We start from the raw sequence: 24,555 nt of genomic DNA, 5'->3' as shown, positions 1-24,555 counted from the left end.
ATGGAAACGCTCAGCGCCCTCCTCCACGGCTTCTCCGTGGCGCTCACGCCCTACAACCTCATGTGGTCGGCGATCGGCGTGACGCTCGGCACCGCCATCGGCGTGCTGCCCGGCATCGGCCCGGCGCTCACCGTCGCCCTGCTGCTGCCGGTCACCTACAATCTCGACCCGACCAGCGCCTTCATCATGTTCGCCGGCATCTTCTACGGCGCGATGTATGGCGGCTCGACCACCTCGATCCTGCTCAACACGCCCGGCGAAAGCGCCTCCATCGTCACCGCGCTCGACGGCCATGCCATGGCGCGCAAGGGGCGCGGGGCGCAGGCGCTGGCCACCGCCGCCATCGGCTCCTTCGTCGCCGGCACCATCGCGACGGTGGCCCTCACCTTCGTCGCGCCTTTGATGGTGCGGGTCGCCCTCGCCTTCGGGCCGGCGGAATACTTCGCACTGATGGTGCTGGCGCTGACCACGGTCACGGCGGTGCTGGGCGATTCCCTGCCGCGCGGGCTTGCCAGCCTGTTCTTCGGGCTGGCGCTGGGACTGGTCGGCATCGACCTGCAGACCGGGCAGGCGCGCTTCGCGCTCGGCATCCCCGAACTGCTCGACGGCATCGACGTCGTGGTGGTGGCGGTCGGCCTCTTCGCGGTCGGCGAGACGCTCTACAACGCCGCCCGCCATCGCTTCGAGCCCGAGGAGATGTACGACCTCAAGGGCTCCAAATGGATGAGCCGGGAGGACTGGTCACGCTCCTGGAAACCCTGGCTGCGCGGCACGCTGATCGGCTTCCCCATCGGTGCGCTGCCGGCCGGCGGCAGCGAGATCCCGACCTTCCTGTCCTATCTCACCGAGAAGCGGCTCTCCAAGCACCCGGAAGAGTTCGGCCATGGCGCCATCGAGGCGGTCGCCGGACCGGAGGCCGCCAACAACGCCTCGGCGGCCGGCGTGCTCGCTCCCTTGCTGTCGCTCGGCCTGCCGACCTCGGCCACCGCGGCGATCATGCTGGCCGCCTTCCAGCAATACGGGCTGCAACCCGGCCCGCTGCTGTTCGAGAACAATTCGACCCTGGTCTGGGGCCTGATCGCCAGCCTCTATATCGGCAATGTGCTGCTGCTGGTGCTCAACCTGCCGATGGCCGGCGTGTGGGTGAAGCTGCTGGCGATCCCGCGCCCCTGGCTCTATGCCGGCATCCTGATCTTCGCGACCATGGGTGCCTATACGCTCAACAACAACCTGGTCGACCTCGTGATCCTCTGGGTGATCGGGCTGATCGGCTTCGGCATGCGCGTGCTCGACGTGCCGGTCGCGCCCTGCATCGTCGGCCTGATCCTGGGGCCGATGGCCGAGCAGCAGTTCCGCCGGGCGCTGGCGATCAGCCAGGGCGACCTCTCCGTCTTCGTCACTCATCCGATCTCGCTGGCGCTGCTGCTGATCGGGCTTCTGCTTATCCTCGTGCCGGTGCTGCTGCGCCGGCGCCGGGCGGCGCATCTTCCGGCTTGAGGCCTTCACAATGTCCCTGCCCCTTTCCCCGCCCATTAAGGCCGACGATCTCCTCGCCTTCTCGACGGCGGTCTACAGGGCCGCCGGCCTCGGCCGGCCCGACGCCGAGCTCTGTGCCGACACGCTGGTGCAGGCGGATCTATGGGGGCACCAGTCGCATGGCGTCATGCGACTGCCCTGGTATGTGGCGCGCCTGAAATCCGGGGTGGTGAAGACCGATGCCGTGCCGGAGGCGGTCGTCGATGCCGGCGCCGTCGCGGTGATCGACGGCCGCGACGCCATGGGCCAGGTGGTGGCCGCGCACGGCATGCGGGACGCGATCCGGCGCGCCCGGCTGCACGGGGTCGGCGCGGTGGCGCTGCGCCATTCCAACCATTTCGGCACCGCCATGTACTTCACCCTGATGGCGGCACGGGCGGGATGCGTCGGCTTTCTGTCGACCAATGCCAGCCCGGCCATGGCGCCGTGGGGAGGACGCGCCAAGGCGGTGGGAACCAACCCCTGGTCCTGGGCGGCGCCCGCCGGCCGCCATGCCCCGATGGTGCTCGACATCGCCAATACCGGCGTGGCGCGCGGCAAGATCTACTTGGCGCGACAGAAGAAGCTGGCGATCCCCGAGGGATGGGCGATCAACGCGGCGGGCGAGCCGACCACCGATCCCGAGGCGGCGCTGGCGGGCGTCACCCTGCCCATGGCCGAGCACAAGGGCTACGCGATCGCGGTGATGATGGACATGCTGTCGGGCGTGCTCAGCGGCAGCGCCTTCGGCACCGCCGTCACCGGCCCCTATCAGGCGGAGAAGCGCGGCGGCACCGGCCATTTCATGATCGCGCTCGATATCGCCGCCTTCCAGTCGCTCGACGCCTTCGGCGCGCGGATGGAGCAGTTGATCGGCGAGCTGAAATCGGTTCCGTTGGCAAAAGGCTATGATGAGATCGTCTATCCCGGCGAACTCGAGGCCCGCAACGACCTGCGTCATCGCCAGAACGGCCTGAGCCTGCCCGGCGACACGCGACGCGACCTCGCGGTGCTCGCCGACGAGTTCGGTTGCCGGTCGCTTCTGCCCGTTTGAGGATCGAGACCCTTGTCCACTCCCGTCTACAGCGCGCATCTCGGCTACATGTTCACCGAATATCCGCTCGAGGAGCGCTTCGCTGCCGCCGCGCGCGCCGGGTTCACTCATGTCGAGCATCCCGGCCCCTATGCGCTCCCGGCCGCCCGCGTGCGCGAGCTGTGCGCCGAGCACGCCCTCACCTTCGTCCAGATGGCGCTGCCGGCCGGCGATCCCGCCCGGGGCGAAAAGGGACTGGCGGCGCTGCCCGGCCGCGAGGAGGAGTTCCGCGCCAGCGTGTCGGCCGGCTTCGACTACGCCCAGGCGGCCGGAAGCCACTATGTCCATGTGATGTCGGGGGTCGTGGCGGATGCCGCCCAGCGCGACACCGCCTGGTCGACCTATACAGCCAATCTCGGCATCGCCTGCGAGGAGGCCGCGCGGCGCGGCATGACGCTGCTTGTCGAACCCATCGGCGCCGCGACGATCGCCAATTATTTCATCGATCACCCGTACACGGCGCTGCGGGCGCTCGAGGAAATCGGCGCACCCAATCTCAAGCTGCTGTTCGATGCGTTCCATGCGACGAATGCCGGCGTCGACGCCAATGCCTTCATGGCGGAGCATGCGGCCAGGGTCGCGCATGTCCACATCGCTGACCACCCGGGACGCCACGAGCCGGGGACCGGTGCTTTCGACTTCACGGCATTCTTCTCGACGCTGGCGCAGGCCGGCTACCGGGGCGCCGTCGGGCTCGAATACATCCCCGCCGCCGAAACCGAAGCCGGTCTGGGCTGGAGGCGTATGTTCGGCTGACCGTGTCCCGATTGCCTAAGGGACGCGACGATGGAGCGCTTCGGTGTAGCCGCCAGCAGCGCGAGCCCATGACGACAGGCGCCGCTTCCGGCGGGACGCGACGGGGTCGCTCGAAGACCCGATGGCCGGGACATGTCGGGAGCCGATAGCATCGCGGACCCGCGACGACGGCTCCCGGGTTTTGGCGGTCGATCGCTCAGAAGCGCCAGGTCAGGTTCGCCTGCACGGCATTCACCGTGACGCTGTCGGCGAACTGGCCGACATAGGACAGGCCGATCCGGGCTTGCGCGCTGAGGCTCAGATCGGCGCCGACCTCGACCAGCGCGGTGTTCTCGGCGAGCGGCACGCCGGCCACGGTGAAATTGGCGCCGGGCGCGCTGAGGAAGGTCATCTGCGCCTCCGGCGTGATGTCGCCGAAGGCATATTGCCAGGCGACCGAGGCATGCGGCTCCAGCACCTTGCCGGCGGAAAGCTCCATCGCCGTCGCCACCCGCAGGCCGAGCGAGGAATAGCCGACGCCCATCGAGCCGGCGGAACCCGTCAGGCCGGCGGACGCGCCGGTCTCGGTGAAGTCGTCGGTCGAGACATGGACATAAGCGAGGCCGGCAAACGGCTCGATCGCCAGTTTCTGGACCGCGAAGCCATAGCCGATCTCGCCGAACAGCTGCGTGGTGCCGCCGTCATAATCGGCCGTCGCCTGCTCGCTATAGCCGGGATAGGCGATGGTGCGCTCGGTATCGATCCAGTTGAAGGCGTAGCTGGCCCCGACGCGTAGGTTCCACGGGCCGGAGCGGGTGCCGGCATAGAGTGCCAGCACCAGGCTGTCGGTGTCCGACGAGCTGGCGAGCGCATCGACGTCAGCGCTGGAATGCGTGTAGCCCAGCGCGGCACCGAGCAACCAGTCGCCGACCTTGACGTCGGCGCCGGACAGGATGCCGCCAATGGTCTCGTCGACAGTGGAGGTCGAGGCGCCGCCGTCATATTCGGCCCAGCCGCCGAAGCCCTGCGCCCAGATGGTGCCGTTGAAGCTCGGCTGGGCCGCCGCCGGCGCCTTGGTGGGGAACGGCACACCGGAGGCGGTCGGCGCGGCATAGGCGAGAGCCGGCCCGCCATAGCCCAGCGCGGTGGTCGGTCCGGCCTCGCCGGCATAGGCGCCCTGCCGCAGGCGGCCGAGCACGGCCTGCCGGCTGTAGAGGCTGTCGCCGACCAGCACCGAGCTTTCGCTGGCATAGGCCTCGCCGGACAAGGCGCTCAGCGCCGCCGGCAACTGGTCGGAGGTGAGGTCGTAGAGCGGGGCCAGCGCGTCCGGCAGGCTGGTCAGCAGGCCGTTGGTGGTGGTGTTGATGACGCCGTCGATGGCAGCGCCGACCGCCTGCTGGTTCGGCGTGATGTTCGCCAGCCCGGCGAGATCGGCGGCGGCGCTCATCGTCACGGTGTTCGGCTGATAGTTCAGGCTGACGTCGAACAGCGCCGGCAGGCCGTCGGTGACGAAGCTGTCGAACGTGCCGGTGATGCCTTGCGTCGCGGCGATCAGCGTGGTGGTCGGCGCGAAGCTGGTGGTCTGGAAGGACGCCTCCAGCGTGCCGGCGAGCCGTGCCGTGCCGGTCACCTCGAACACGTCGGAGCCGGTGTCGGTCACGCGCGCCGCATAGGTGCCGGCCGATGTCTGCACGAAGGTGCCGCTGAACAAATGGGTGATCGACGGCCCGGTGCCGCTGACGCCCAGCCAGCCGCTGTTCTCGAACCGCTTGGCCTCCCCCGCCGTCATGGCCAGCCGGCCGTCGATGATGCCCATGTTGACGATCTGCGTGCCGTAGGCATCGAGCCCGGTGCGCAGGGCATCGGCGACGAAGGCGGTGTGCAGGGTGCCGTAATTGACGAAGGTGCCGTAGAGCCCGTGCAACTCCACCGCCGCGCCGGCGACGCCGCTGGCGGTGATCGTGCCGGTGCTGGTGTTGGTCAGCACGCCATAGGTCTCGCCGCGCATGCCGACGCCGCCATTGCCGGTGACCGCGACGGTGCCGCTATTGATGATGTCGTCGCCCTTGCGGCCGTCGAGCGCGGCGGCGTTGCCGGCGCTGGAGGTCAGCGTGCCGGTGTTGCGGATCGGGTTGTAGATGCCGGGAATGGTGGCGAGATAGCCGTTGATGCCGTTCTCGTCGACATAGATGCCGACGACATTGTCGCCATAGGCGGAGTTCGACGACACCACCGCGCCGGGAATGTCGATCTCGTACCAGGTGGCGATGCCCAGCGCGTCGACATGCATCACTGCCGGATGCACCGTGCCGTCGGCGGTCACCCAGTTGGCGACGAGGTTGTATTCCCCCGATCGGCCGCCGCTGGTGATGCCCTCGAAATGCGTCGCCACCGCGCCGGGATGGTCATAGGTGGTGTAGGTGCCGGTGGCCAGATCGTAGATGTAACCATGCTCGGCATGGATACCGTCGCCGACCTTTATCTGCCCGTAGCCGCCGGCGATCTTGTCGCCATAGATGCCATAGGCGGTGGTGCTGATGGCGCCGGGAATGTTGTTGGTGGTGTAGGTGCCGGTATCGATGTCGTAGATGAAGGCGTTGCCGGTCGCGAGCCTTGTGTCGTAATTGCCGATCACCTTGTTGCCGAAGGTGCTGTGCGCGATGGTGTAGAGCGTATCGGCGCCCGGATAGATCAGGGTGGTGATCTGCTGCCCCGGTGCCTGCGCCGCATCATAGAGATAGCTCAGGTCATAGGGGGCCGAGGCAGCGGTCTGGTAGCTGCCGACCACGCGCAGGATGCCGCCCGGATTGCCGAAATTCGGGCCGTAGGGCGAAGAGCCGATGGCACCGGGAAAATTCGCGCCATTGGCGGTCGATTCCGGCATCGGCGACCAGGTCTGCGTCGCGATGTTGTAATAGAGGCCACCGGTCTCGCCGGCACCGGGAATGGTGTAGTTGCCGACGATGTTGTCGCCGCGAATGCCGGTGAGGAACGTGCCGTACGATCCAAAATTCAGCGTCTGGTAGGTGGTCGGCGTCTTGGGCAGCAGGATATCGGCCTGCGCCGCCGGCGCGAGGCCGCCGATCCCCAGCCCGAGCACAACAAGTTTGCGCGCGCGTCTCCGCGACACGGCGAGCGAAACCGACCGAATTTTCATGACACGCCCCACGACCCCATACCGAGTCGACCGAACGTTATCTTTCGTCGAGAGCGATGACGATGACATTTTTTGGTCGCATTCGACGGGGCTGCCCTCAGCGCCCCGGGCCCGGCCGGTCGGCGGCCGGAAGCCGGCTTAGGCCGTTCCCCTGCCGACGTTTTTCCGGCCGTCCGGCGACGGGAAGCTCCCGCGCTTCCCGGCAGGACACTCCCGGCAGGACACCTGGCGGCTGCCTACCGTCCCCCGCCGTTTCCGGCCTCGCGCCGGGCGAAGACGCGGGTGACCTCGTCGAGGTTCTCCGTGCCCCAGGTGCAGAGCGGCACCAGCGCCTCGGCCAGGCTGAGGCCGAGTGGCGTCAGGCTGTAATCGACCCGCGGCGGGATCTCCTTGTAGTCGGTGCGCTTCACCAGACCGTCCGCCTCCAGTTCCTTGAGCTGCTGGATCAGCATCTTGTCGCTGACGTCGCGCACTGCGCGGCGCAGCTCGCCATAGCGGGTCGGGCCGCCCTGGGCGAGGAAATACAGGATCAGCGGCTTCCACTTGCCGGCGATGACCCGCAGCGTGGCGTCCAGCCCGCAGGTGAAGCCGGGCAGCGTCGGGGTGCAGGCCTGGACAGGCGTCGAGATCGGCTTCGAGGGCGTCGATGACATTTCTTAGTACTTACTAAAAGGTGCATACTTGTCGATAAGTATGTGGCCAGCCAACTCAGTGCAACCTCAATCAAGGAGCACATCATGAGCAGGCTACACGGCAAGACGGCGGTAGTGACCGGCGGCGGCACCGGCATCGGGCTTGGCGCCGCCAGGCGGTTCATCGAGGAAGGCGCCTTCGTCTACATCTTCGGGCGGCGGCAGGAGGCGCTCGACGCCGCCCTGGCGCAGCTCGGACCGCAGGCGCGGGCGGTGCCGGGATCGGTGACCGACCTCGCCGACCTCGACCGGCTCTATGAGACGGTCAAGGCCGAGCGCGGCAGCCTCGACATCCTGTTCGCCAATGCCGGGACCGGGTCGTTCGCGCCGCTCGGGGAGATCACGCCCGAGCATTACGACCAGATCTTCGACGTCAATGTGAAGGGGCTGTTGTTCACCGTTCAGAAGGCCCTGCCGCTGATGACGGCGGGCGGGTCGATCATTCTCACCGGCTCCAGCACGGGGGTGATGGGGACGCCGCAGTTCAGCGTCTACAGCGCCACCAAGGCGGCGATCCGCAACCTCGCCCGCAGCTGGGCGCTGGACCTGCGCGGCACCGGCATCCGCGTCAATGTGCTGTCGCCCGGGCCGACCAAGACCGAGCTGGCTGTCGAGGTGGTGGGCGAGGAGGCACTGGACGCGCTCGGCGCCACCACGCCGCTCGGCCGTATGGGCGATCCCACCGAGACCGGAGCGGTGGCGGCGTTCCTCGCCTCCTCGGACAGCAGCTTCATGACCGGCGGCGAGGTGTTCGTCGATGGCGGCCTGGCACAGGTCTGAGGCGCCAGCCAGCTGAGCGGAGGGCTCCGATGGTCGGCATCGGAGTCCTCCTATCTACCGGCGGGGTCCGATGGAACTCCGGTGGAGTGGCTCATGGCGTTTCCGGAATTCGGCGACCGAGTGCGGCGCCGGCGGCGCCCGCGAGCGCGATCATCGCGAGAGTGCCGATGAAGCCGGCCGTCGTGAACGCCATGGCGCCCGCTGCCACGCCGATGCTGCCGCCGAGAAAGGTGCTGGCGTTGACGATGCCCGCTCCCTGTCCCGCCTGTTCCGCGGGAAGGGCCGACAGGGCTAGGCGCGGGGCCAGGGCGTAGGGAACCGCCAGTCCCGCGCCCATCATGAAGAACCCAACCGCGAGAAGCGGGATGGAGCCCATGGCGACGGCCGCGCCGGCGAGGGCGCAGGCCGGCACGATGGCGGCCATGCCGCCCGTGATCGCCTTGCGCAGGCTCATCCGGGCTGAAAGGGCGGAGGCCGAAAGAGCGAGCGCGAGCAGCGACGCTCCCAGCGGCAGCAACAGTGCGCCGGCTTCCGATGACGTCAGGCCGAGACCGTCCCGGCTCTGCGCATAGAGGTTGAAGTAGAGCAGCAGGCTCATGATGCAGAACATTGCCAGCGCCGCGATGGCTGCCCCGGTGACGAACTCCCGCCGGGCGAAGAAGCCGAGATTGACCATCGGCGCGCTTGCCCGCGCTTCCACGTGGCGCAGCAGAAGCAACGCGACGACGGCGAGGACGAGCGGGCCGATCGCCGGCAGTGGCGTGATGCCGGCCTGTGGCAGAGCATGAAGTCCGAAGACCACCGACACCATGAAGGTGGCGAGCAAGACGAAGCCCGCTGCGTCGACAGGCCCTGTCGATGTCTTTCCGGCCGGGCCGCGCGCGCCGCCCGCGAAGACGAGGCCGGCGAGCGCGACCAGCGTCAACGGGACATTGAGCCAGAAGACCATGCGCCAGCCGGCGAGATGGGTCACGCCCCCGCCGAGCAAGGGGCCGATGCTGAAGCCGAGCATCAGGAAACCGGTCCAGGCGCCGATGGCGGATTGCCTGCGTTCCGGCGCCGCGCCCGCATTGATCGCGGCAAGGGTGCCGGGTACGGCAAATGCCGCCGCGAGCCCCTGCAAGGCGCGTCCGGCCAGCAGCGTGGCTTGCGTCTCGGCGGACGCGATCAGGCAGGAGGCGAGACCGAACAGGGCCAATCCGGCTGTCGAGCTCCGTCGCGCCGTGAACCGGTCCGCCGCCCGGCCGCCAGCCACCACGCAGGCGGCCGACATGACCAGATACGCGTTCACCGCCCATTGCACGCCGGCCGACGTCAGCGAAAGCTCGTCCTTCATGAGCGGCAAGGCGGCCATGATCGCCGTGCTGTTGGCCCCGACGGCCAGCATCGCCAGGCATGATGACCACAAGATCGGATCCGACCCGGTTTGCAGCCTCATTCTTGTGCTCCCGGCACATTCGGGCGACGTCCGCCGTCACGTATCGTTAGCAGTTGCGGCCGAAGAGTCGATCCATTGTCCTAAGCGCCCTGCGGCGCGTGGTCGGCTGCGATAAACGGCGGAGACCGGGCGGATTGTGCAAGGGGAGCCGATACCGAGCCTTGCCGATACGAAGCCGGCAAATAATCACGGTGCCAGGCGCACCCGATCGGCAACGCGCACCCGGTCGTTCAGCACCGCGCCGATGGCCCAGATCACCCCGCGCCGTAGCGGCGCCAGCGCCGGCGGCCAGTGCGTGGTCATGCTGTCGAGCCGTGCCGACCAGTTCTGCGTCTGGTCGGAAATCCAGCGATACTCCGCCTCCCAGGCCCTGAGGCCGGCCGCGACGTCGCGGTGCCCCTCCAGCGTCTTCGCCAGCGAGTAGGCGTTGGTGATGGCGAGGCCCGCCCCCTGCGCCAGCGTCGGCGGCAGAGCCGTCGCCGCATCGCCGACGATGGCGGCGCGCCCGTTCGACCAGGCCTTGGCCTTCGCCAGCGGGTAGGCATGGCGCACCAGCGCGGTGTCGTCGGGGATGCGGTCGAAGAAGCCGACCAGCGCCGGGAAGGCCTGCTTCCACGATGACTTGTCGAGCGGCAGCGCGACGCCGCGCGCATCGTCGTTCGGGCAGCTGAGATAGGCATAGGTCAGGGTCGGCGAGGACGGCGTGATGCCGATCCGGCGCCGGCCAGACCAGTATTCGCGCATCACCAGGTCTTCCTCGGCCGCGCCACGCGGAATGAGCAGCCGCGTGGCGCCGGCGGCGCGTTCCTCGATGAAGCCGGTGAGGCCGAGGCCGTCGCGCAGGCGCGAGCGGAAGCCGTTGGCCGCGACGGCGAGGTCGACGCGCCGGCGTTCGCCAGCCGCCGTGACGACCGTGCCGTCGGGCTGCATGTCGGTGATCATCGAATCGGTGACGATCTCGACCCCGGCGCGCCGGGCGGCCTCGGCGAGGCCGAGCACGAGATCGGCGCGCGGCAGCACATACCACGGCTCGGCGGGATCGAGGCTGCGGTGCTGGATCAGCCGGCCGTGCGCGTCGCGCCGCTCGGTGCCGGTCAGGGTCACGCTGTTGCGCAGGATCGTGCCGGCGATGCCGTGATGTTCGAACAGCGAGACGGTGTTGCGCATCAGATAGATGCCGGCGCCGACCTCGCGGATCTCCGGGCTGCGCTCATGCACCCGCACCTTCCAGCCGCGCAGGGCGAGCGCCCAGCCGCAGGCGAGGCCGGCAATGCCGCCGCCGGCGATCTCCGCTATCCGCTCGCCCATCACCGCGCCCCTGTGAATTCGGCGCCGGCGCCGTAGCCGAGCACCTGCACCTTGGTGTCGGTGCCGGCGAGGTCGCGCACCAACTCGTCGGCGGAGGCGGCGAGCAGCGGGAAGGTCGCGTAGTGGGCGGGGATCACCGTGTCGAAATGGAAGAACCGCTTGCAGGCGATGGCGGCCTGCCGTGCATCCATGGTGAAGCGGTCGCCGATCGGCACGATGCCGATCTCGGGGTGGTACAGCTCGTCGATCAGCGCCATGTCGCCGAACAGGCCGGTATCGCCCATGTGGTAGAGCGTCGGCTCGTTGGCGGCGCGGATCACCAGCCCCATCGCCGGGCCGAGATAGATCATCTTGCCGTCGACGATCATCGAGGAAGAATGCGTCGCGTCAGTGAACGACACCTTGAACGCCCCACAATCGATGGTGCCGCCGATATTGCCGGGATTGATGCTCGCCACACCCTGCAGCGCCAGCCAGCCGCACACTTCCGGCGAGGAGACCAGCTCGGCGCCGGTCGCGGCGCAGATCTCGACGGTATCGCCGACATGATCCTCATGGCCGTGGGTGAGCAGCACATGGGTGGTGCCGGCGATCATCTCGTCGAAATTGCCGGCATAGGCGGGATGATACTTCAGGAACGGATCGATCAGCAGCACGGCGCCGGGGATCTCGACGCGGAAGGCGGAATGGCCGAACCAGGTAATCTTCATCTGCGTGTTCCAGCTGTGAGGGGTAGGCCGCCGCGTCAGTCGAGATGCGGGAGGCGGAATTCGCTGTGGCCGAGCATGAACTGGCGGGTGCGCTCGCCCTTGGGGTGCAGCATCACCTGCTCGGGTGGGCCCTGCTCGTAGATGCGCCCCTCGCTGAGGAACACCACCTCGTCGGCGATGTGGTAGGCGAAGCCGAGTTCATGAGTGACGATGAGCATGGTCATGCCGTCCTCGCGCAGCGCCTTCATGGTGCGCAGCACCTCGCCGACCAGCTCCGGGTCGAGCGCGGAGGTGGCCTCGTCGAACAGCATCACGTCCGGGTCCATGGCGAGCGCCCGGCAGATGGCGACGCGCTGCTGCTGGCCGCCGGACAGGTGCGAGGGATAGGCGCCGCCGCGCCCGGCGAGGCCGACCCGGGCGAGCAGCGCCTCCGCCCGTGCCGCCGCCTCCTCGCGGCTGCGTCCGAGTACGGCGCGCTGGCCTTCCATAATGTTCTCCAGCGCCGTCATGTGCGGGAAGAGGTTGAACTGCTGGAAGACGATGCCGATGTGGGCGCGCAGCGCCCTGAGCTCGCGGTCGGAATAGCTGCGCTCGCCGCCGGTCCCCTTGGGCGTGCCGACCGGCTTGCCGTTGAAGGCGACGGTGCCGGCGGTCGGCGTCTCCAGGAAGTTCACGCAGCGCAGCAGCGTGCTCTTGCCCGAGCCGCTGGCGCCGAGCAGCACCACCGTCTTGCCCTTCGGCACCACGAGGTCGATGCCCTTCAGCACCTCATGCGCGCCGAAGCTCTTCCGCAGGCCCGAGATTTCGATGACGTTGTCGGTGGTCACGGGGCGCTCCTGCGTAGACGGGCCTCAAGGCGGCGAAGGAGATAGGAAGCCGGGATCACCAGGGCGATGAAGATCACCGCCACCAGGGTGAACACCTCGACCGGGTTGAAGTAGCTGTTGGAGATCTGCTGCGCCGAATAGACCAGCTCGGGATAGGCGATGACCGAGGCGAGCGAGGTCAGCTTGAACAGCTCGATCCAGCGATTGGTGAAGGCCGGGATCATGTGGCGGACCGCCTGCGGCAGCACGATGCGGAACATGACGCGGGCCCGGCTCATGCCCAGCGCATTGGCGGCCTCCCACTGGCCTGTCGGCACCGCCTGCATGCCGGCGCGGAAGATCTCCGCCGAGAAGGCGCCGGAGTTCAGCGACAGGCCGAGCGCGGCGGCGGTGAAGGCGCTGATCTCGAACTGCACGAGGATCGGCAGCGCGAAGAAGAACCAGAGGATCTGCACCAGCACCGGCGTGTTGCGGAACACCTCGACATAGGCGATGGCGAGGGCGTGCAGCACGCGGCCGCCGGCATAGCGCATCACGCCGAAGACGAGGCCGAGCAACAGGCTCGCCACCAGGCAGACGGCGGCGAGCTCCAGCGTGTGGACGAGTCCGCGCGCCAGCGCCGGCAGGCTGATCGCGAGGCTGGGCGAGAGGAAGGCATCCATCGCGTCGCCTCCTCAGCGTGCCGTGAATTCGCCGCTACGGGCGAGACGGTGCTCGACCAGCCGGGTGAGCTGGCTGCACAACAGGATGACGAGGAAGAACATCACCGCGATCGCCGAGAAGATCTCCAGCGTCCGGTAGGTGCGGTAGGAAATGTCCTGCGCGACGAACAGCAGGTCGCCGAACGACACCGTCGCGGCGATGGTCGAGGTCTTCAGGAGCTCGATATAGCGCTCCAGGAACACCGGCAGCATGCGCCGGATCGCTTGCGGCAGGATGATGGTGCGCAGCATGCGAGGATAGCCGAGCCCGATGCCGCGCGCGGCGTCCCACTGCCCCTTGCCGATTGAGGCGATGCCGCCGCGAAACACCTCCGACAGGAAGGCGCTCGACAGGATCGACAGCGCGATGGCGGCCGCCTCGAAGCCGCCGAGCCGGAGGCCGGTCAGGCGCGGCAGCGCGAAATACAGCCAGTAGAGCTGCACCAGCGCCGGCGCGGCGCGGAACACCTCCACATAGACCGTCGCCGGCCACGCCAGCGAGCGCCGCGACGACAAGCGCATCAGCGCGACCGCGAGGCCCAGCGGCGTGCCGATGAGGATGGCGATCAGCGTCAGCAGCAGCGTATTGCCGAGGCCCCAGAGCAGCAGCCCGGCATTGTCGCTGATGACGGAGAAGTCCCATTGATAGTGCATTGCCTGTCCTTGATCGCCTCCCGGCGTCGCGGTCGATGGGCGGGCGATCCGCCCGGGGGCAAGGGTGCGGGCCGGCGGGCGGGACGGCGCGTATCGACCGTCGCGCCCGCCTGCGCGCTATTTCACGCCGGTCCAGGCCTCGCGCTGGATGCCGGGCACGCCGGTCGGGTCCATGCCACGGCTCTTCAGGAACGCTTCGTACCATTCCTGGGTCTTGCCGGTGTTGTAGAAATAGCCGTCGGCCACGGCGAGGAAGTCGCGGAAGGTCTTGTCCGGCTCGCGCCGGATCGCGACGTCGGACGAGTCGATATGGAACGGCGTGGGAATGGTGATGGTGCCCTTGCCGACCCGGCCGTGCATCACCGCCAGCGTCGGGTGATAGAGCAGCACGGCATCGGCATTGCCGTTCTGGAAGGCGGTGAGTTGCTCGGCATAGGACGGGAAGCGCAGCACCTTCGCCTTCGACAGATAGGCGGTGACGAACTGGTCTTCCGAGGCGCCGTGCGGCACGGCGATGGTCAGGGCGGGATCGTTGGCCTGGTCCCAGGTCTTGATATTCAGCCCGTCGCGCTGCAGCAGCGCGAGGCCGGAATAGGCGAGCGGCGCATTGCCGTAGTCGACGGTGAGCGCCCGCTTCGGCGTGATGTTCAAGAGCGGCATCACGTCGATCTTGCTCGACTGCAGTGCCGCGATGGCGGTGCCCCAGGTCACCTCCACGAGCTCGAGCTTCACGCCCATCGCCTCGGCGAGCGCGGCGGCATAGGACGGGCCGATGCCGGTCCATTGGCCGGTGGCGGGATCCTTGAAGAACCACGGCTCCGCCTGGGCGACGCCGACCTTGATCACCTTGTCGGACTGGATCTTGTCCCAGGTGCTGGCCTGCGCCGAGGCGCGATCGGCGGTGCCGGCGAGACCGGCGGCGAGGGCGAGGGCGAGGGCGGCGTATTTCAATCGACTCCAGATGCGCTGCGACAGTTCATGCATGACACGTTCCCCTTTTTTGAGTTTGCATGAGCCAGGCTATCGATAGGCGTGGGTGGTCCTCTCACGGGCGAAGCGAAGAATGGCCTCGCCGAGCCGCGCGCCGGCTTCGAGCGACACGAGGTGTCGGATGCCGGGCAGGACCGTCAGCGTGGCGTCGTTCAGCGCCTCGCCGACCTGACGCGCCATTTGCGGCGTCGCATTGGCATCGTCGCCGCCGGTGATCACGAGGACCGGAGCGGTGATCGACGCGGCCTCATCGGCGATCGCCCCGTCGACGGTGGCGAAGACCCGGTAGGCGGAAAGAAAGCTGGCAAACGGCGTGGCGAGCAGAACCGCACGCAGCCGTGCCTCGACATCCGGCCGTTCGGTGCGGAAACCGGGCGACAGCCAGCGCTCGATCGAGGCCTCCAGCGTCGCGGCGACGCCCTCGGCCTGCGTCTCGCGCAGCCGCACGCCGACGGCGATCGACTGTTCCGGCGTCCGGCGCCCCAGCGGCGAGACGAGCACCAGTCCCTCGACCCGCTCCGGATGGAGGCGGGCGAAGCGGCGGGCGATGAAGCTGCCGAACGCGGCGCCGACGAACACCGCCCGATCGACGCCCGCCGCGTCCAGCACGGCGGCGAGATCCTCGACATAGGCGTCGAGCGATCCCGTCTCGAAAGCGCGGTCGTCGGAGCCATGGCCGGGCAGATCGTAGCTGACCACCCGGGCATGCGGCGCCAGAGCGGCAGCCGGCTGATCCCACACCCAGCGGGACAGCCCGACGCCATGGATCAGCACGATGGCGGGGCCCGTGCCGCTGACGGAGATCCGCTCGGTGAGGGAGGCGCCGGTCATGGGCGTACCTCCTCCGCGCTCATGGCCCGGGGATCGGCCGCGCCGGCGCGCTGCCAGAAGTCCCGCAGCCGCTCGTCGATCCGCTGCGGCGAGACGAACGCCATCATGTGCCGTTCGGTCCTGAGGATCTGCGCCTCGCCATGCGGCACCTCGCGCGCCATGGCTTCCGACATGGCCGGCGTCGAATTGGGATCGAGCTCGCCGGTCATGAACAGCGCCGGCATGGTGATCCCTGCCATCCTGCCGACGAGCGCGCGGTCGGAGCGGGCGAACAGCGCGTAGCTGCGCCCATATCCGGCGGGATCGACGGTGGCGATGTGCCGCCGGACCGCCTGCTCGGCGGGCGCCAACTCCTCTGGCACCGGCGAGCCGAACCAGCGTCCGATGGCGACCTCGAAACTGTCGCCGAGCCCGAGCGCCGCGATGTCGTCGGCCCGGCGGATGACCGCTTCCGACTGTGCCGGGCTGCGGCACCAGACCGCGTTGAGCGCCACGAGGCTGCGCACCCGCGCCGGATGCGTGGCGGCAAAGGCCATGGAGACGAGGGCGCCCATCGAGTGCCCCACCAGATGGGCGCGCTCGATGCCGAGATGATCGAGCAGCGCCTCGATCTGGAGAATGTAGAGATCGAGCGTGTCCGCCGGCCCGGCCGTGCGGGCGGAGGCGCCGTGATTGAGCATGTCGAGGGCGATCACGTCATAGGTGGCGGCGAAATCGGCGAATTGCGGCGCCCAGATCTCGGCATTGAGCCCGACGCCATGGACGAGGACGAGCGGCTCGCGCTGTCCCTGGCGCAGATAGGCGGTGCCCTCGGGCGTGTGGTGGCGCAGGAGCGGCTTCACGTCAGAGCTCCAGTAGCCCGAGTTCCCTGAGATCCTGATAGCGGTCGCCGATCCGGTGGTGCGGCCGGCCTCCGATCGAGGCGCCCAGCGCCACGACGATCTCGTCGGCAGCCGGCGCATCGGGGATCGAGAAGTTCACGGTCAGGTAGTGCGAGCGCATGCCCTCGTCGAGCTTGTGCATCAGCGGGATCATGATCGCGGTGCCGGCGCCGGCGCGGACATTGGTGAAGCTGAGATAGGACTTGGCACCCACGGCCTTGCGGTAATGGTTGCCGAAGCGAAGCGTGTGGATGAGCGCGGAGGCGTGCTCGACCTCGCCGTCGAGGCCGACGATGGCGGCCTTGCCATAGCCTTCGACGGCCGCCCCACCGCCGGCGAGGTCGCAGACGGCCTCGGTCAGCAGCGCGCCGAGCTCGCCGGCGACGGCATGGATCTCCGGGCGCAGATCCTCGACGAAGCCGCGGCCGGCCCAGGGATTCTTCAGCACCGCCGCGGCGCCGATCAGCTTGAACGGCGCGCCGACAGCCTTGCCTCCCTCGATCCGCGTGTCCTCGACATAAGTCACGAGCTTTCGCAGGGCGGCCACCATCGTCTTCCTCTCGGCGTTGATAGGATGATATCATGGTATACCATAATATCAGATGTCAACGTTGACTCGCGACGGCGAAGCGCGGAATGAGTGAGGCAGGGGGAAACATGGCCGACACGCTGAACCTGAAGGTCGATCGAACGACCAAGACCTTGCGCCAGCTCTCGCTGGAGAAGATGCGCGACGGCATTCTCAGCTTTCATTTCAAGCCGGGGGAACGCCTCGTCGAACGCACGCTCGTCGAGGTTCTCGGCGTGAGCCGCACCGTGGTGCGGGAGGTCATCCGCCATCTGGAATCGGAGGGGCTGGTCGAGATCGTCCCCCATCACGGACCGATCGTCGCCCGTGCCGAGCCGGGCAAGGTGGCGCAGATCTACGAGCTGCGGGCGCTGCTGGAAGCCATGGCGGCGCGCGATGCCGCGCTCCGGGCCACGCCGGCCGACATCGTCCAGCTCGACGCGTGTCTCGAGACGATCCGCGCCGGCTATGACGAAGCCAACATCAACAAGGTGCTGGAAGCCACCTCGCGCTTCTACGAGGTGCTGTTCCTTGCCGCCGGAAAGAGCATCGCCTGGGACATGCTGCGGGCGCTGACCGCGCGCATCAACCATTTGCGGGCGATCACGGTGAGCAGCAAGGGCCGTTCGGTGGACGGCCCGAACGAGATGCGCCGCATCGTCGAGGCGATTCGCGCCCAAGACGGCGCCGCCGCGTATTCAGCCTCGCAGGCGCATGTCGAACGCGCCGCAGTGCTGGCGCTGTCCTATGTCAGCGAAACGGAGGGGGCGAAGACGTCGTGATCCGCCGCCTGCCCTCGCCTGCTCCGGCGGCGGGGATCCGTCAGAACGGCACCGACAGCCGCACGCTCGCCTCCTGGGCGAGATAGGCGTCGCCGATCTGGGCGCGGTACTCGCCGCGCAGCTCGTAGCCATTGCCGGCGACGAATTGCAAGCCGGCGCCGAGATCGACCAGCGTGTCGGGCAGCTGCACCTCGGAGACGAAGTCGATGCCCTGGCGGGACGAGGTGTCGAAGCTGAGCGCCTGGCTCATCCCGTCATTCGACAGGAAGGTCACGCCGGCAGTCGCGAAGGGCCGCAGCCAGCCGCCGCCGGCAAGGTCGATGCGCGCGCCGACCTCCACCGCCGGGCTGACGGCGAAGCTCCATTCGCGCATGGCCTCGCTGGTCAGGCTGACGCCTTCGCCGGTGTCCGTGCTGGCACCGGGCATGTAGGTGTAGAGGGCGTCGAGATCGACATAGGGGCGCAGATAGAAGTTCGGATTGGGCAGCACGAACTCATAGGCCGCCCGCAGCCGGAAGCCGGCGGTCCAGACGTCGCTGGCGCTGGAGGCGCGCCAGGCCTCGGATTCGAAATCGAACAGGCGGCTGGTGTCGAACCGGCCGTAGCTACCCTGCATCGCCGCCGACAGCAGCAGCGGCCCCATCTGGTGCTTGATCGCCATCGAGACGTCGCCGGCCTGGCCGTCGACGCTGGTATAGCCGTCATTGGCATCGAGATCGGTGGTGCTGTAGGCGCCGGACACGCCCATGAACCAGTCCTTGGCGACCTCCCACTGGGCGCCGGCGCGCATGGTGATGCCGTTCTGCGAGAAGCCGTCCGCCGCCGAGGTGTCGTCCATGGTGATCCGCGCCGCCGTCACCTTGCCCCAGGCGCACTGGCTCTCGGTGATCATCACCCCGTCGTCGACGAAGATCGGGCAGCTCATCGCCGCGCTCAGCGACGTGCGCGCCGCCAGGGTCTGGGTGACCGCCGGTGCCTGCTGGCCCTCGCTCGACTGGCTGTCCACCGCCTGCCGGTAGTCTTCCGCCGAGGTGAGATTGGCGATCTGGGCGAAGATCGCCGCGCTCGGCCAGGGATCGCGGTCCCAGGACTGCTGCAGGCCGTCGGCCAGCCGGCGCTCATTGTCGTTCCAGGCGGCGGTCTTGCTCTCCGGGGTGCGGAAGGTGGCCGATGGCGTCACCGACAGGGTATGCTCCGATGGGCTGGCCAACCAGGTGATCGGGTTGCCGTCGCGGGCGAGCGTGGTGACCTGGCTCGTCGTTAGCCGGCCGGTCGAGGCGATCAGCGCGAAGGACTGCGGCACCAGCTGGTCGACGGCGTAAGGCGAGATCATCAGGTCGCGGGCCGTGACCGTTCCGCTGGCGCGCAGCGTGTCCTGGCGGGAGGCGGAGGGCGCCGTGCTGGTGACGTCGGCCAGCATCTCGCCGCTCAGCACGACCTTTTCGGCGGTGACGTTCAGCACGGCGACGCTGCTGCGGCCGCCGATATCGAGCGTGCCTCGGCTCTCGAAGCTCGATCCCCTGCCGCCCATCTCGATCGCGCCGGTGCCCGACCGGCTCCGGTAGGTGCCGCCTGCCTCGGTGAGGAACTGGTTGGCGCCGGAGGAGAGCAGCACGTCGCCCTCGATCGTCCCCCAGTTGGTGAGGCTGGTGGTGCCCAGCCGCGAGATCAGCGCCAACTCGGAGGCCGCCCCCAAGAGCGAGTCGGCGGTGAGCTTCACGGTGTTCGCCCCCGCCGCATCGATGCGGATGCCCGCCCCGGTGCCGGAGCCGCCCCAGATCGTGCCGTCATGCGTGATGTCGGCGCTGCCGCTCCAATAGGCGACGCGGCTGTCGATCGAGCCATCGGTCTTCTGCCGGCCGGCCTGGATGAACACGCCATAGGCGTCCTTGCCGGTGGCGATGATGTCGCCGCGCGTGTCCAGCGTCACCTTGCCGGCATGGCCGGTGTGCCAGTTCGGCGTGTAGCGGTCGGCATACACGGACTTGCCGGGCGGATCGGTGTGCTCGTCATAGGTATCCTCGATGATGCCCCAGACGAAGCTCTTGAACCGGCGGATCGGGCGGCTCGCCGCGCTGGTGATCGGCGCCACGTCGGTGCCGTTGACGTCGAAGGCGGCGCCGCCGCCCCCGGTCAGGCTCTGGATGAACAGGCCGTGCGCCCGCTTCCCGGTGGTGAGGATGGACATGCGCGAGGACGGATCGTCCATGCCGACCTTGATGTCGCCGCCATGGCCGTAGGACGGCACCCAGCCATTGACCCGGCGCGTGGTCTCCGCGAGGTCGTAGACGGAGGCCATCTTGATCTGGCCGGTGCCCACGCCGCCATAGCCGCCACCGCCGCCGATGGACTGAAGCAGCGCGCCATAGGCGCCGTCGCCGGTGGTGACGATCCGCGCCCCCGACCCCAAAGTGAGCGTGACCTTGCCACCGTCGCCGCCGGCGTTGCGCTCTGTGTCCGAGCTCGACAGGCCGCCGAAGGTGAGGTCGAAGGTCACCGGCTTGTTCTGGCTGCCGGCATCGGCGCCGAGGCCGCCGCCGGCGCCGATGCTCTGCGCCACCACGCCGATGGCGCCGAGGCCGGCGGTCGCGATGGTGCCGCTCGTCGTGACCTTCACCTCGCCGCCGGATCCGCCGAAGGGGTTGTTCGAGGCGTAGCCCGCCCCGCCGAACTGCGCGGTGACCTTCGCCGCCGGGATGCCGCTGGCCTCGGCCTCGCGCAGTGCCTTGAGGTCCAGGCTGTGATCGCCGGCCTCGCGGGCGGTGTCCGCCAGCAGCGCGTCGAGCGCCTTTAGGGCGTCGGCTTCCTCCTGGCTCGCCGCGAGGGTTTCGGCATCGGCCGGGTCGCGCCGGTTGATCACATAGACGCCGCCGCCGCCGCCGATGCTCTGCGCGACGATGCCGTGCGCCTCCTTGCCGCCGGTGGTGATGAGGCCGGAATTGTCCAGCGTGACCGCGCCGCCATCGGCCAGCGAATTGATGCTGGCGCCGAGGCTCACCTTGGCGTTCATCGCCGCCGTCATCGCCTTGCTCGACGTCGCCGCCACCAGACCGCCGCCGCCGCCGATGCTCTGGCCGAGCATGCCGAACGCCGCATTGCCGGTGGTGGCGATCGCGCCGCTATTGGTGAGCGTGGCGCTGGCCCCGGCGCCGGAGGCGCCGCCCGAGCGGTTGCCGATGGCCATGTTGATGTTGAACATGCCGGGGCCGACCGTGACCGAGCCGCCGGCGGTGCCGCCGCCGCCGCCGATCGATTGCGCCAGCACGCCATGGGCGATCGCGCCTTGGGTGGTGATGCTGCCGGCATTGGTGGCGGTGACGTCGCCGCCCTTGCCGCCATCGCCGCCCTTGCCGCCGACCTGCACGTCCAGCGTGATCGGCACGGGAATGGGGGATTCCTTCACCTTGCCGTTCGCCCAGCCTTCCTTGGCGAGATACTGCGTCACGCTCGACACGCGCGAGATCAGGTCCTTGATCGCGGCGGTCTTCACGGCCTCGACGAGGGCGTCGGTGTAGATCTTCTTGTAGTCGATCCGCCGCTCGACCTCCTCCAGCGCCGCCTTGGCCGACAGGGAGCCGTCATGGCCGGCCGCCACCTGCCGGGCGACGTTGCGCCGGGCGTCCTCGATGTCCTGCTTGGCCTGCGCCAGGCCGGCCTTGATGCCGCTGAGGATCGATTTGGCGCCGAGCAGCTTCAGCTGGAAGGACGAGTTCTCGTTCAGCCAGTCGACGCTGTTGCCGGCGACCTTGGAGAGCAGGTCGTTGCCCTCTACCAGGTAGTTGGCGATCTTGACGACGCTGGAGGCGACGTCGGTGACCGCGTTGCCCTGCGGCTCGGTCGAGTCGCCGAAGGCGCCGCCATTGCCGCCGCCGCCGCCCACGCTCTGGGCCTGCATGCCGAAGGAGCCGTCGCCATAGGTGGTGATGGAGGCGTTGCGCGCATTGGTGGCGGTCGCCGTGCCGCCGTCGCCGCCCTTGCCCCCCTTGCCGCCGACCCCGAGCCGGGCGGCGCCGTCGGTCGAGCTCGCCGTCACGTAGCCACCGGCATTGCCGCCGCCGCCGCCGACGCTCTGCACCAGCAGGCCGGTGGAGGACGAGCCGCGCGTCAGCACGCTCGACGCATTGGTCGCGCTGGCCCGGCCTCCCGTTCCGGCGCCGGCGCCATTGCCGCCCACGCTGATGCTGACCCCGAGCGAGGCGCCGTTCGGGATCGCCCCCGCCGCCGTCTCCAAGAGGTAGCCGCCGAAGCTGGAATCGGTGGTGAGGCCGGATTTCACCGAGGAGGAGCCGGTGCCGCCATTGCCGCCGCCGCCGCCGATGCTCACCACCTGCATCGCCGGGGAGAAGGCGCCGGATGTGGTGATGGCGCCCCCATTGGTGGCCAGTGCGTCGCCGCCATTGCCACCGCCGCCGCCGGTGCCGCCAATGCCGAGGGAGGCGCCGAAATTATAGCTGACGCCGAGCATGTCGCTGATCGAAGAGGCGGCGGCACCGTTGCCGCCACCGCCGCCGATGCTGCTGATCAGCATGCCGACGGCGCTGTCGCCGCTGGTGGTGATAGCGGTGCGGTTCACCACGGTGGCGGTGTCGCCATTGCCGCCCTTGCCGCCCGATCCTCCCAGCGAATAGGTCATGCTGAAGGTCGGAATCTCCGGCAGGCCCACGGCCACCGCATAGGCGGAGGCGTCGCCTCCACGCCCGCCGCCGCCGCCGATGCTGCTCGCCTCGATGCCATGCGCGCCGATACCGGACGTGGTGATGTTCGAGGTGTTGTCGATGCTCACCCGGCCGCCGGTGCCGCCATCTCCGCCATCTCCGCCGATCGAGACCGATATGGCCGCGACGAGGCCGCCGGTCTTGCTTGCGGCGCTGCCGCCGGCGCCACCGCCGCCGCCGATGCTCTGGGCGATGATGCCGCTCGCATTGTTGCCGGAGGTGACGATCGTGCCATGCTTGCCGTCGGCGGTCGGCCGGATCCTGACCGTGCCGCCATTGCCGCCAGCGCCGCCATCCCCGCCGCGGGCGACGCCCAGCAGGATCGCAAATCCACCGGCATCGCCGCCGGCCCCGCCGCCGCCGCCGACGCTCTGGGCCAGCAGGCCATAGGCATCCTTGCCGGAAGTGGTGATGCTGCCATCATTGGTGACCACCACCCGGCCGCCGTCGCCGCCATAGCCGCCGGTGCCGCCCTTGGAGAAGAACGTCCCGTCGCCGCCGGCGCCGCCGCCCACATAGGAGCCCGGCGTGATCTTCGACAGCCGCACCGCCGCCAGCGCCGCGCCGCCGCCGAGGCTCTGCGCCGCCAGCCCGATCGAGCCCTGGCCCGAGGTGACGATGCTGCCGGTATTGAACACGTCGACATTACCGCCCCTGCCGCCGGCCCCGCCATTGCCGCCACGGGTGAAGATGTCCTCGGAATCGCCGCCATTGCCGCCGGGACCACCCATCGAGGCGGCGGAAACGCCGAAGGCAAAGTCCTTGGTGGTGGTGATGCTGCCGTTCTGGTTCAGCCGGACATGACCGCCGTCGCCGCCGGCGGCACCGGGTACGCCGCCGATGCCGCTGCCATCGTCCTCGAGATAGGCGACCGCCCGGCCGCCTTGCCCGCCCACGGAACGCAGGACGATGCCGTGCGCGCGTTCCTGGTGAGTCTCGATCCGGCCGCTATTGGTGACCCTCACCTCGCCGCCGGCGCCGCCCGGCGTGAGCCGGCCTTCATCGTCATAGCCAGCGTCGAGGCCGGCGCCGCCGATGGATTCCGCCAGTACGGCCGGCAGGGCGCTCCAGGTCTCGACGCTCCCCGAACGGCCGATATTGATCGTGACCGGCCCACCGGCTCCGCCGGCATAATAGCTGGTCTGCCACTCCTCATCCCGCTCGAAGGCGAAGGCGATCGGATTGCCGGCCCGGTTTCGACCGGACTGTCCGCCCTTCGAGAGCACCCAGATGCCCATGACCGATCCGCTCCCGGCGCCGCTTTCGAACACCGAGCCGTTGAGGTCGACGGTGACCGCCCCGCCGCTGCCGCCGCGACCGATGCCGCTGGCTCCGACACCGCCGGAGCCGCCGATGGAATAGGCCTCGATGACCGCCCGGTCGCTGTTGGCGCGGGAGATGCGGGGAACATGTAGCGAGACGCCGTCGCGGACGGTGATGCGTACATCCCCGGCATCGCCGCCATCCTTGCCGGCGACGTCGCGGGCATGGCCGAACAGCTCGTCCAGCTTCGTATAGGGCGTGGTGCCGATGCCGCCGTCGCCGCCGATCGATCCGGCCTCGACGAGCGGGCTCGCCCCGTCATTGATGGCCTGCTCGACGGTGAGGGTGACGGGTCCGGCGGCGCTTCCGGCGGTTGCGCCGTCATCATTGGTGTAGGACGTACCGCTGGTTCCGCGCAGGACGTTGGCGAGGCGCTCATCGGCCCGCGCCGGCTCGCCGATACGCATGCATAGCCCAAGTACCAGACAGCTCGCGCCGGTCAGGAGAAGCTGGCGCTGCTGCCTCATACGCGCGTATCGACTTGTCATGCTTCGTCCCGGCCCCGCTTCCCGACCGGTGGCGCATCCGGGCGACCCGTAGTCGGGCGCGCAATGGGATCATCAAAGATCATCCGGGCCAAGGAGATAGGAGGAAAGTCGGCTTCCCCATGGGGAATTACGACGGAGTTGTCACCGTGGGAACACACTCCGGCGATGGGCTGAAGAAGTGGCGCCGCCCCGGTGCCGCTTTCGATTGCCGGGACCCTTCGCACGGCTATCGAGCCCGGTGAGGGGCTCCACCCCCGGCCGGCGAGAACTCCATCCACCCGTCGCGCGCCGGGATGTATGCCGGTCCGATTGGGCGATCGGCTTCACCAAGCATATGATAAGCCGGCTATTATCGTCGATGGCCTGG

The 24,555-nt window shown here is 68.9% G+C and carries 18 protein-coding genes; 5 read left to right on the top strand and 13 right to left on the bottom strand.

Going from position 1 to position 24,555, the window contains the following annotated elements:
• Genes LGR54_RS01510 through LGR54_RS01500 form a run of 3 tightly spaced genes read left to right on the top strand, consistent with a single transcriptional unit; the run spans position 1 to position 3,364 of the window.
• The gene (locus LGR54_RS01510) at positions 1 to 1,497 is read left to right on the top strand and encodes a tripartite tricarboxylate transporter permease (protein WP_230360218.1); all 1,497 of its coding nucleotides are present in this window, start codon (positions 1 to 3) and stop codon (positions 1,495 to 1,497) included.
• 10 nt (positions 1,498 to 1,507) lie between these two features.
• The gene (locus tag LGR54_RS01505) at positions 1,508 to 2,569 is read left to right on the top strand and encodes an Ldh family oxidoreductase (RefSeq protein ID WP_230360217.1); all 1,062 of its coding nucleotides are present in this window, start codon (positions 1,508 to 1,510) and stop codon (positions 2,567 to 2,569) included.
• Between the two features lie 12 nt (positions 2,570 to 2,581).
• Positions 2,582 to 3,364, top strand: a complete 783-nt coding sequence (locus tag LGR54_RS01500; RefSeq protein ID WP_230360216.1) for a hydroxypyruvate isomerase family protein — start codon at positions 2,582 to 2,584, stop codon at positions 3,362 to 3,364.
• 196 nt (positions 3,365 to 3,560) lie between these two features.
• Here the strand turns inward: LGR54_RS01500 and LGR54_RS01495 are convergent, their stop codons facing one another.
• Complete coding sequence (locus LGR54_RS01495) at positions 3,561 to 6,500, bottom strand: autotransporter outer membrane beta-barrel domain-containing protein (protein WP_230360215.1); 2,940 nt, start codon at positions 6,498 to 6,500, stop codon at positions 3,561 to 3,563.
• A gap of 236 nt (positions 6,501 to 6,736) precedes the next feature.
• Complete coding sequence (locus LGR54_RS01490; RefSeq protein WP_230360214.1) at positions 6,737 to 7,153, bottom strand: helix-turn-helix domain-containing protein; 417 nt, start codon at positions 7,151 to 7,153, stop codon at positions 6,737 to 6,739.
• Positions 7,154 to 7,237: 84 nt separating this feature from the next.
• Between LGR54_RS01490 and LGR54_RS01485 the strand changes: the two genes are divergently transcribed.
• Positions 7,238 to 7,972, top strand: coding sequence for an SDR family NAD(P)-dependent oxidoreductase (locus tag LGR54_RS01485; protein WP_230360213.1), 735 nt, complete (start codon positions 7,238 to 7,240; stop codon positions 7,970 to 7,972).
• Positions 7,973 to 8,063: 91 nt separating this feature from the next.
• Here the strand turns inward: LGR54_RS01485 and LGR54_RS01480 are convergent, their stop codons facing one another.
• The 10 genes from LGR54_RS01480 to LGR54_RS01435 all read right to left on the bottom strand — a co-directional run bounded on the left by LGR54_RS01480 (position 8,064) and on the right by LGR54_RS01435 (position 16,862).
• Positions 8,064 to 9,410 carry an MFS transporter gene (locus tag LGR54_RS01480; RefSeq protein ID WP_230360212.1) on the bottom strand — a complete coding sequence of 449 codons (1,347 nt, stop codon included), beginning with the start codon at positions 9,408 to 9,410 and terminating at the stop codon, positions 8,064 to 8,066.
• 186 nt (positions 9,411 to 9,596) lie between these two features.
• Positions 9,597 to 10,718: an NAD(P)/FAD-dependent oxidoreductase gene (locus LGR54_RS01475; protein ID WP_230360211.1), complete on the bottom strand. Its 1,122-nt coding sequence runs from the start codon at positions 10,716 to 10,718 to the stop codon at positions 9,597 to 9,599.
• Positions 10,718 to 11,428 (bottom strand): metal-dependent hydrolase, encoded by a 711-nt coding sequence (locus tag LGR54_RS01470; RefSeq protein ID WP_230360210.1) that lies wholly within the window; start codon positions 11,426 to 11,428, stop codon positions 10,718 to 10,720. The genes LGR54_RS01475 and LGR54_RS01470 overlap by 1 nt, the downstream gene beginning before the upstream one ends.
• 35 nt (positions 11,429 to 11,463) lie before the next feature.
• Entirely contained in the window at positions 11,464 to 12,255 is a 792-nt protein-coding gene (locus tag LGR54_RS01465; protein WP_230360209.1) for an amino acid ABC transporter ATP-binding protein, read from the bottom strand.
• On the bottom strand, positions 12,252 to 12,917 hold the full coding sequence (locus LGR54_RS01460; RefSeq protein ID WP_230360208.1) for an amino acid ABC transporter permease: 666 nt from the start codon (positions 12,915 to 12,917) through the stop codon (positions 12,252 to 12,254). Before LGR54_RS01460 ends, LGR54_RS01465 begins: the two co-directional genes overlap by 4 nt.
• A gap of 12 nt (positions 12,918 to 12,929) precedes the next feature.
• Entirely contained in the window at positions 12,930 to 13,610 is a 681-nt protein-coding gene (locus LGR54_RS01455) for an amino acid ABC transporter permease (RefSeq protein ID WP_230360207.1), read from the bottom strand.
• Positions 13,611 to 13,727: 117 nt separating this feature from the next.
• Complete coding sequence (locus LGR54_RS01450; RefSeq protein ID WP_230360206.1) at positions 13,728 to 14,594, bottom strand: transporter substrate-binding domain-containing protein; 867 nt, start codon at positions 14,592 to 14,594, stop codon at positions 13,728 to 13,730.
• 36 nt (positions 14,595 to 14,630) lie between these two features.
• Entirely contained in the window at positions 14,631 to 15,431 is an 801-nt protein-coding gene (locus tag LGR54_RS01445; protein WP_230360205.1) for an alpha/beta fold hydrolase, read from the bottom strand.
• Positions 15,428 to 16,273, bottom strand: a complete 846-nt coding sequence (locus tag LGR54_RS01440; RefSeq protein ID WP_230360204.1) for an alpha/beta fold hydrolase — start codon at positions 16,271 to 16,273, stop codon at positions 15,428 to 15,430. The genes LGR54_RS01445 and LGR54_RS01440 overlap by 4 nt, the downstream gene beginning before the upstream one ends.
• Position 16,274: 1 nt before the next feature.
• Complete coding sequence (locus LGR54_RS01435; RefSeq protein WP_230360203.1) at positions 16,275 to 16,862, bottom strand: amino acid synthesis family protein; 588 nt, start codon at positions 16,860 to 16,862, stop codon at positions 16,275 to 16,277.
• Positions 16,863 to 16,969: 107 nt separating this feature from the next.
• On the opposite strand from LGR54_RS01435, the gene LGR54_RS01430 reads away from it, so the two are divergent.
• A complete protein-coding gene (locus LGR54_RS01430) occupies positions 16,970 to 17,662 on the top strand; it encodes a GntR family transcriptional regulator (RefSeq protein WP_230360202.1) in 693 nt (230 codons plus the stop codon).
• A 40-nt stretch (positions 17,663 to 17,702) separates the two neighbouring features.
• Here LGR54_RS01430 and LGR54_RS01425 read toward each other — a convergent pair whose 3' ends face one another.
• Complete coding sequence (locus LGR54_RS01425) at positions 17,703 to 24,167, bottom strand: autotransporter outer membrane beta-barrel domain-containing protein (protein ID WP_230360201.1); 6,465 nt, start codon at positions 24,165 to 24,167, stop codon at positions 17,703 to 17,705.
• Positions 24,168 to 24,555 lie beyond the last annotated feature (388 nt).

The sequence above is a fragment of the Ancylobacter sp. Lp-2 genome (assembly GCF_020523795.1).
In the GTDB taxonomy this organism is placed as follows: domain Bacteria; phylum Pseudomonadota; class Alphaproteobacteria; order Rhizobiales; family Xanthobacteraceae; genus Ancylobacter.
Note: the sequence above shows the minus strand (reverse complement) of the source record. Positions and strands in the feature narration are given on the sequence as shown.

Excerpts from the sequence above, each read along its gene's own strand:
- LGR54_RS01470 (WP_230360210.1), bottom strand. The coding sequence starts at position 11,428 with ATGAAGATTACCTGGTTCGGCCATTCCGCCTTCCGCGTCGAGATCCCC.
- LGR54_RS01425 (WP_230360201.1), bottom strand. The coding sequence starts at position 24,167 with ATGAGGCAGCAGCGCCAGCTTCTCCTGACCGGCGCGAGCTGTCTGGTA.
- LGR54_RS01505 (WP_230360217.1), top strand. The coding sequence starts at position 1,508 with ATGTCCCTGCCCCTTTCCCCGCCCATTAAGGCCGACGATCTCCTCGCC.
- LGR54_RS01490 (WP_230360214.1), bottom strand. The coding sequence starts at position 7,153 with ATGTCATCGACGCCCTCGAAGCCGATCTCGACGCCTGTCCAGGCCTGC.
- LGR54_RS01485 (WP_230360213.1), top strand. The coding sequence starts at position 7,238 with ATGAGCAGGCTACACGGCAAGACGGCGGTAGTGACCGGCGGCGGCACC.
- LGR54_RS01435 (WP_230360203.1), bottom strand. The coding sequence starts at position 16,862 with ATGGTGGCCGCCCTGCGAAAGCTCGTGACTTATGTCGAGGACACGCGG.
- LGR54_RS01430 (WP_230360202.1), top strand. The coding sequence starts at position 16,970 with ATGGCCGACACGCTGAACCTGAAGGTCGATCGAACGACCAAGACCTTG.
- LGR54_RS01475 (WP_230360211.1), bottom strand. The coding sequence starts at position 10,718 with ATGGGCGAGCGGATAGCGGAGATCGCCGGCGGCGGCATTGCCGGCCTC.
- LGR54_RS01480 (WP_230360212.1), bottom strand. The coding sequence starts at position 9,410 with ATGAGGCTGCAAACCGGGTCGGATCCGATCTTGTGGTCATCATGCCTG.
- LGR54_RS01495 (WP_230360215.1), bottom strand. The coding sequence starts at position 6,500 with ATGAAAATTCGGTCGGTTTCGCTCGCCGTGTCGCGGAGACGCGCGCGC.
- LGR54_RS01445 (WP_230360205.1), bottom strand. The coding sequence starts at position 15,431 with ATGACCGGCGCCTCCCTCACCGAGCGGATCTCCGTCAGCGGCACGGGC.
- LGR54_RS01455 (WP_230360207.1), bottom strand. The coding sequence starts at position 13,610 with ATGCACTATCAATGGGACTTCTCCGTCATCAGCGACAATGCCGGGCTG.
- LGR54_RS01510 (WP_230360218.1), top strand. The coding sequence starts at position 1 with ATGGAAACGCTCAGCGCCCTCCTCCACGGCTTCTCCGTGGCGCTCACG.
- LGR54_RS01460 (WP_230360208.1), bottom strand. The coding sequence starts at position 12,917 with ATGGATGCCTTCCTCTCGCCCAGCCTCGCGATCAGCCTGCCGGCGCTG.
- LGR54_RS01450 (WP_230360206.1), bottom strand. The coding sequence starts at position 14,594 with ATGCATGAACTGTCGCAGCGCATCTGGAGTCGATTGAAATACGCCGCC.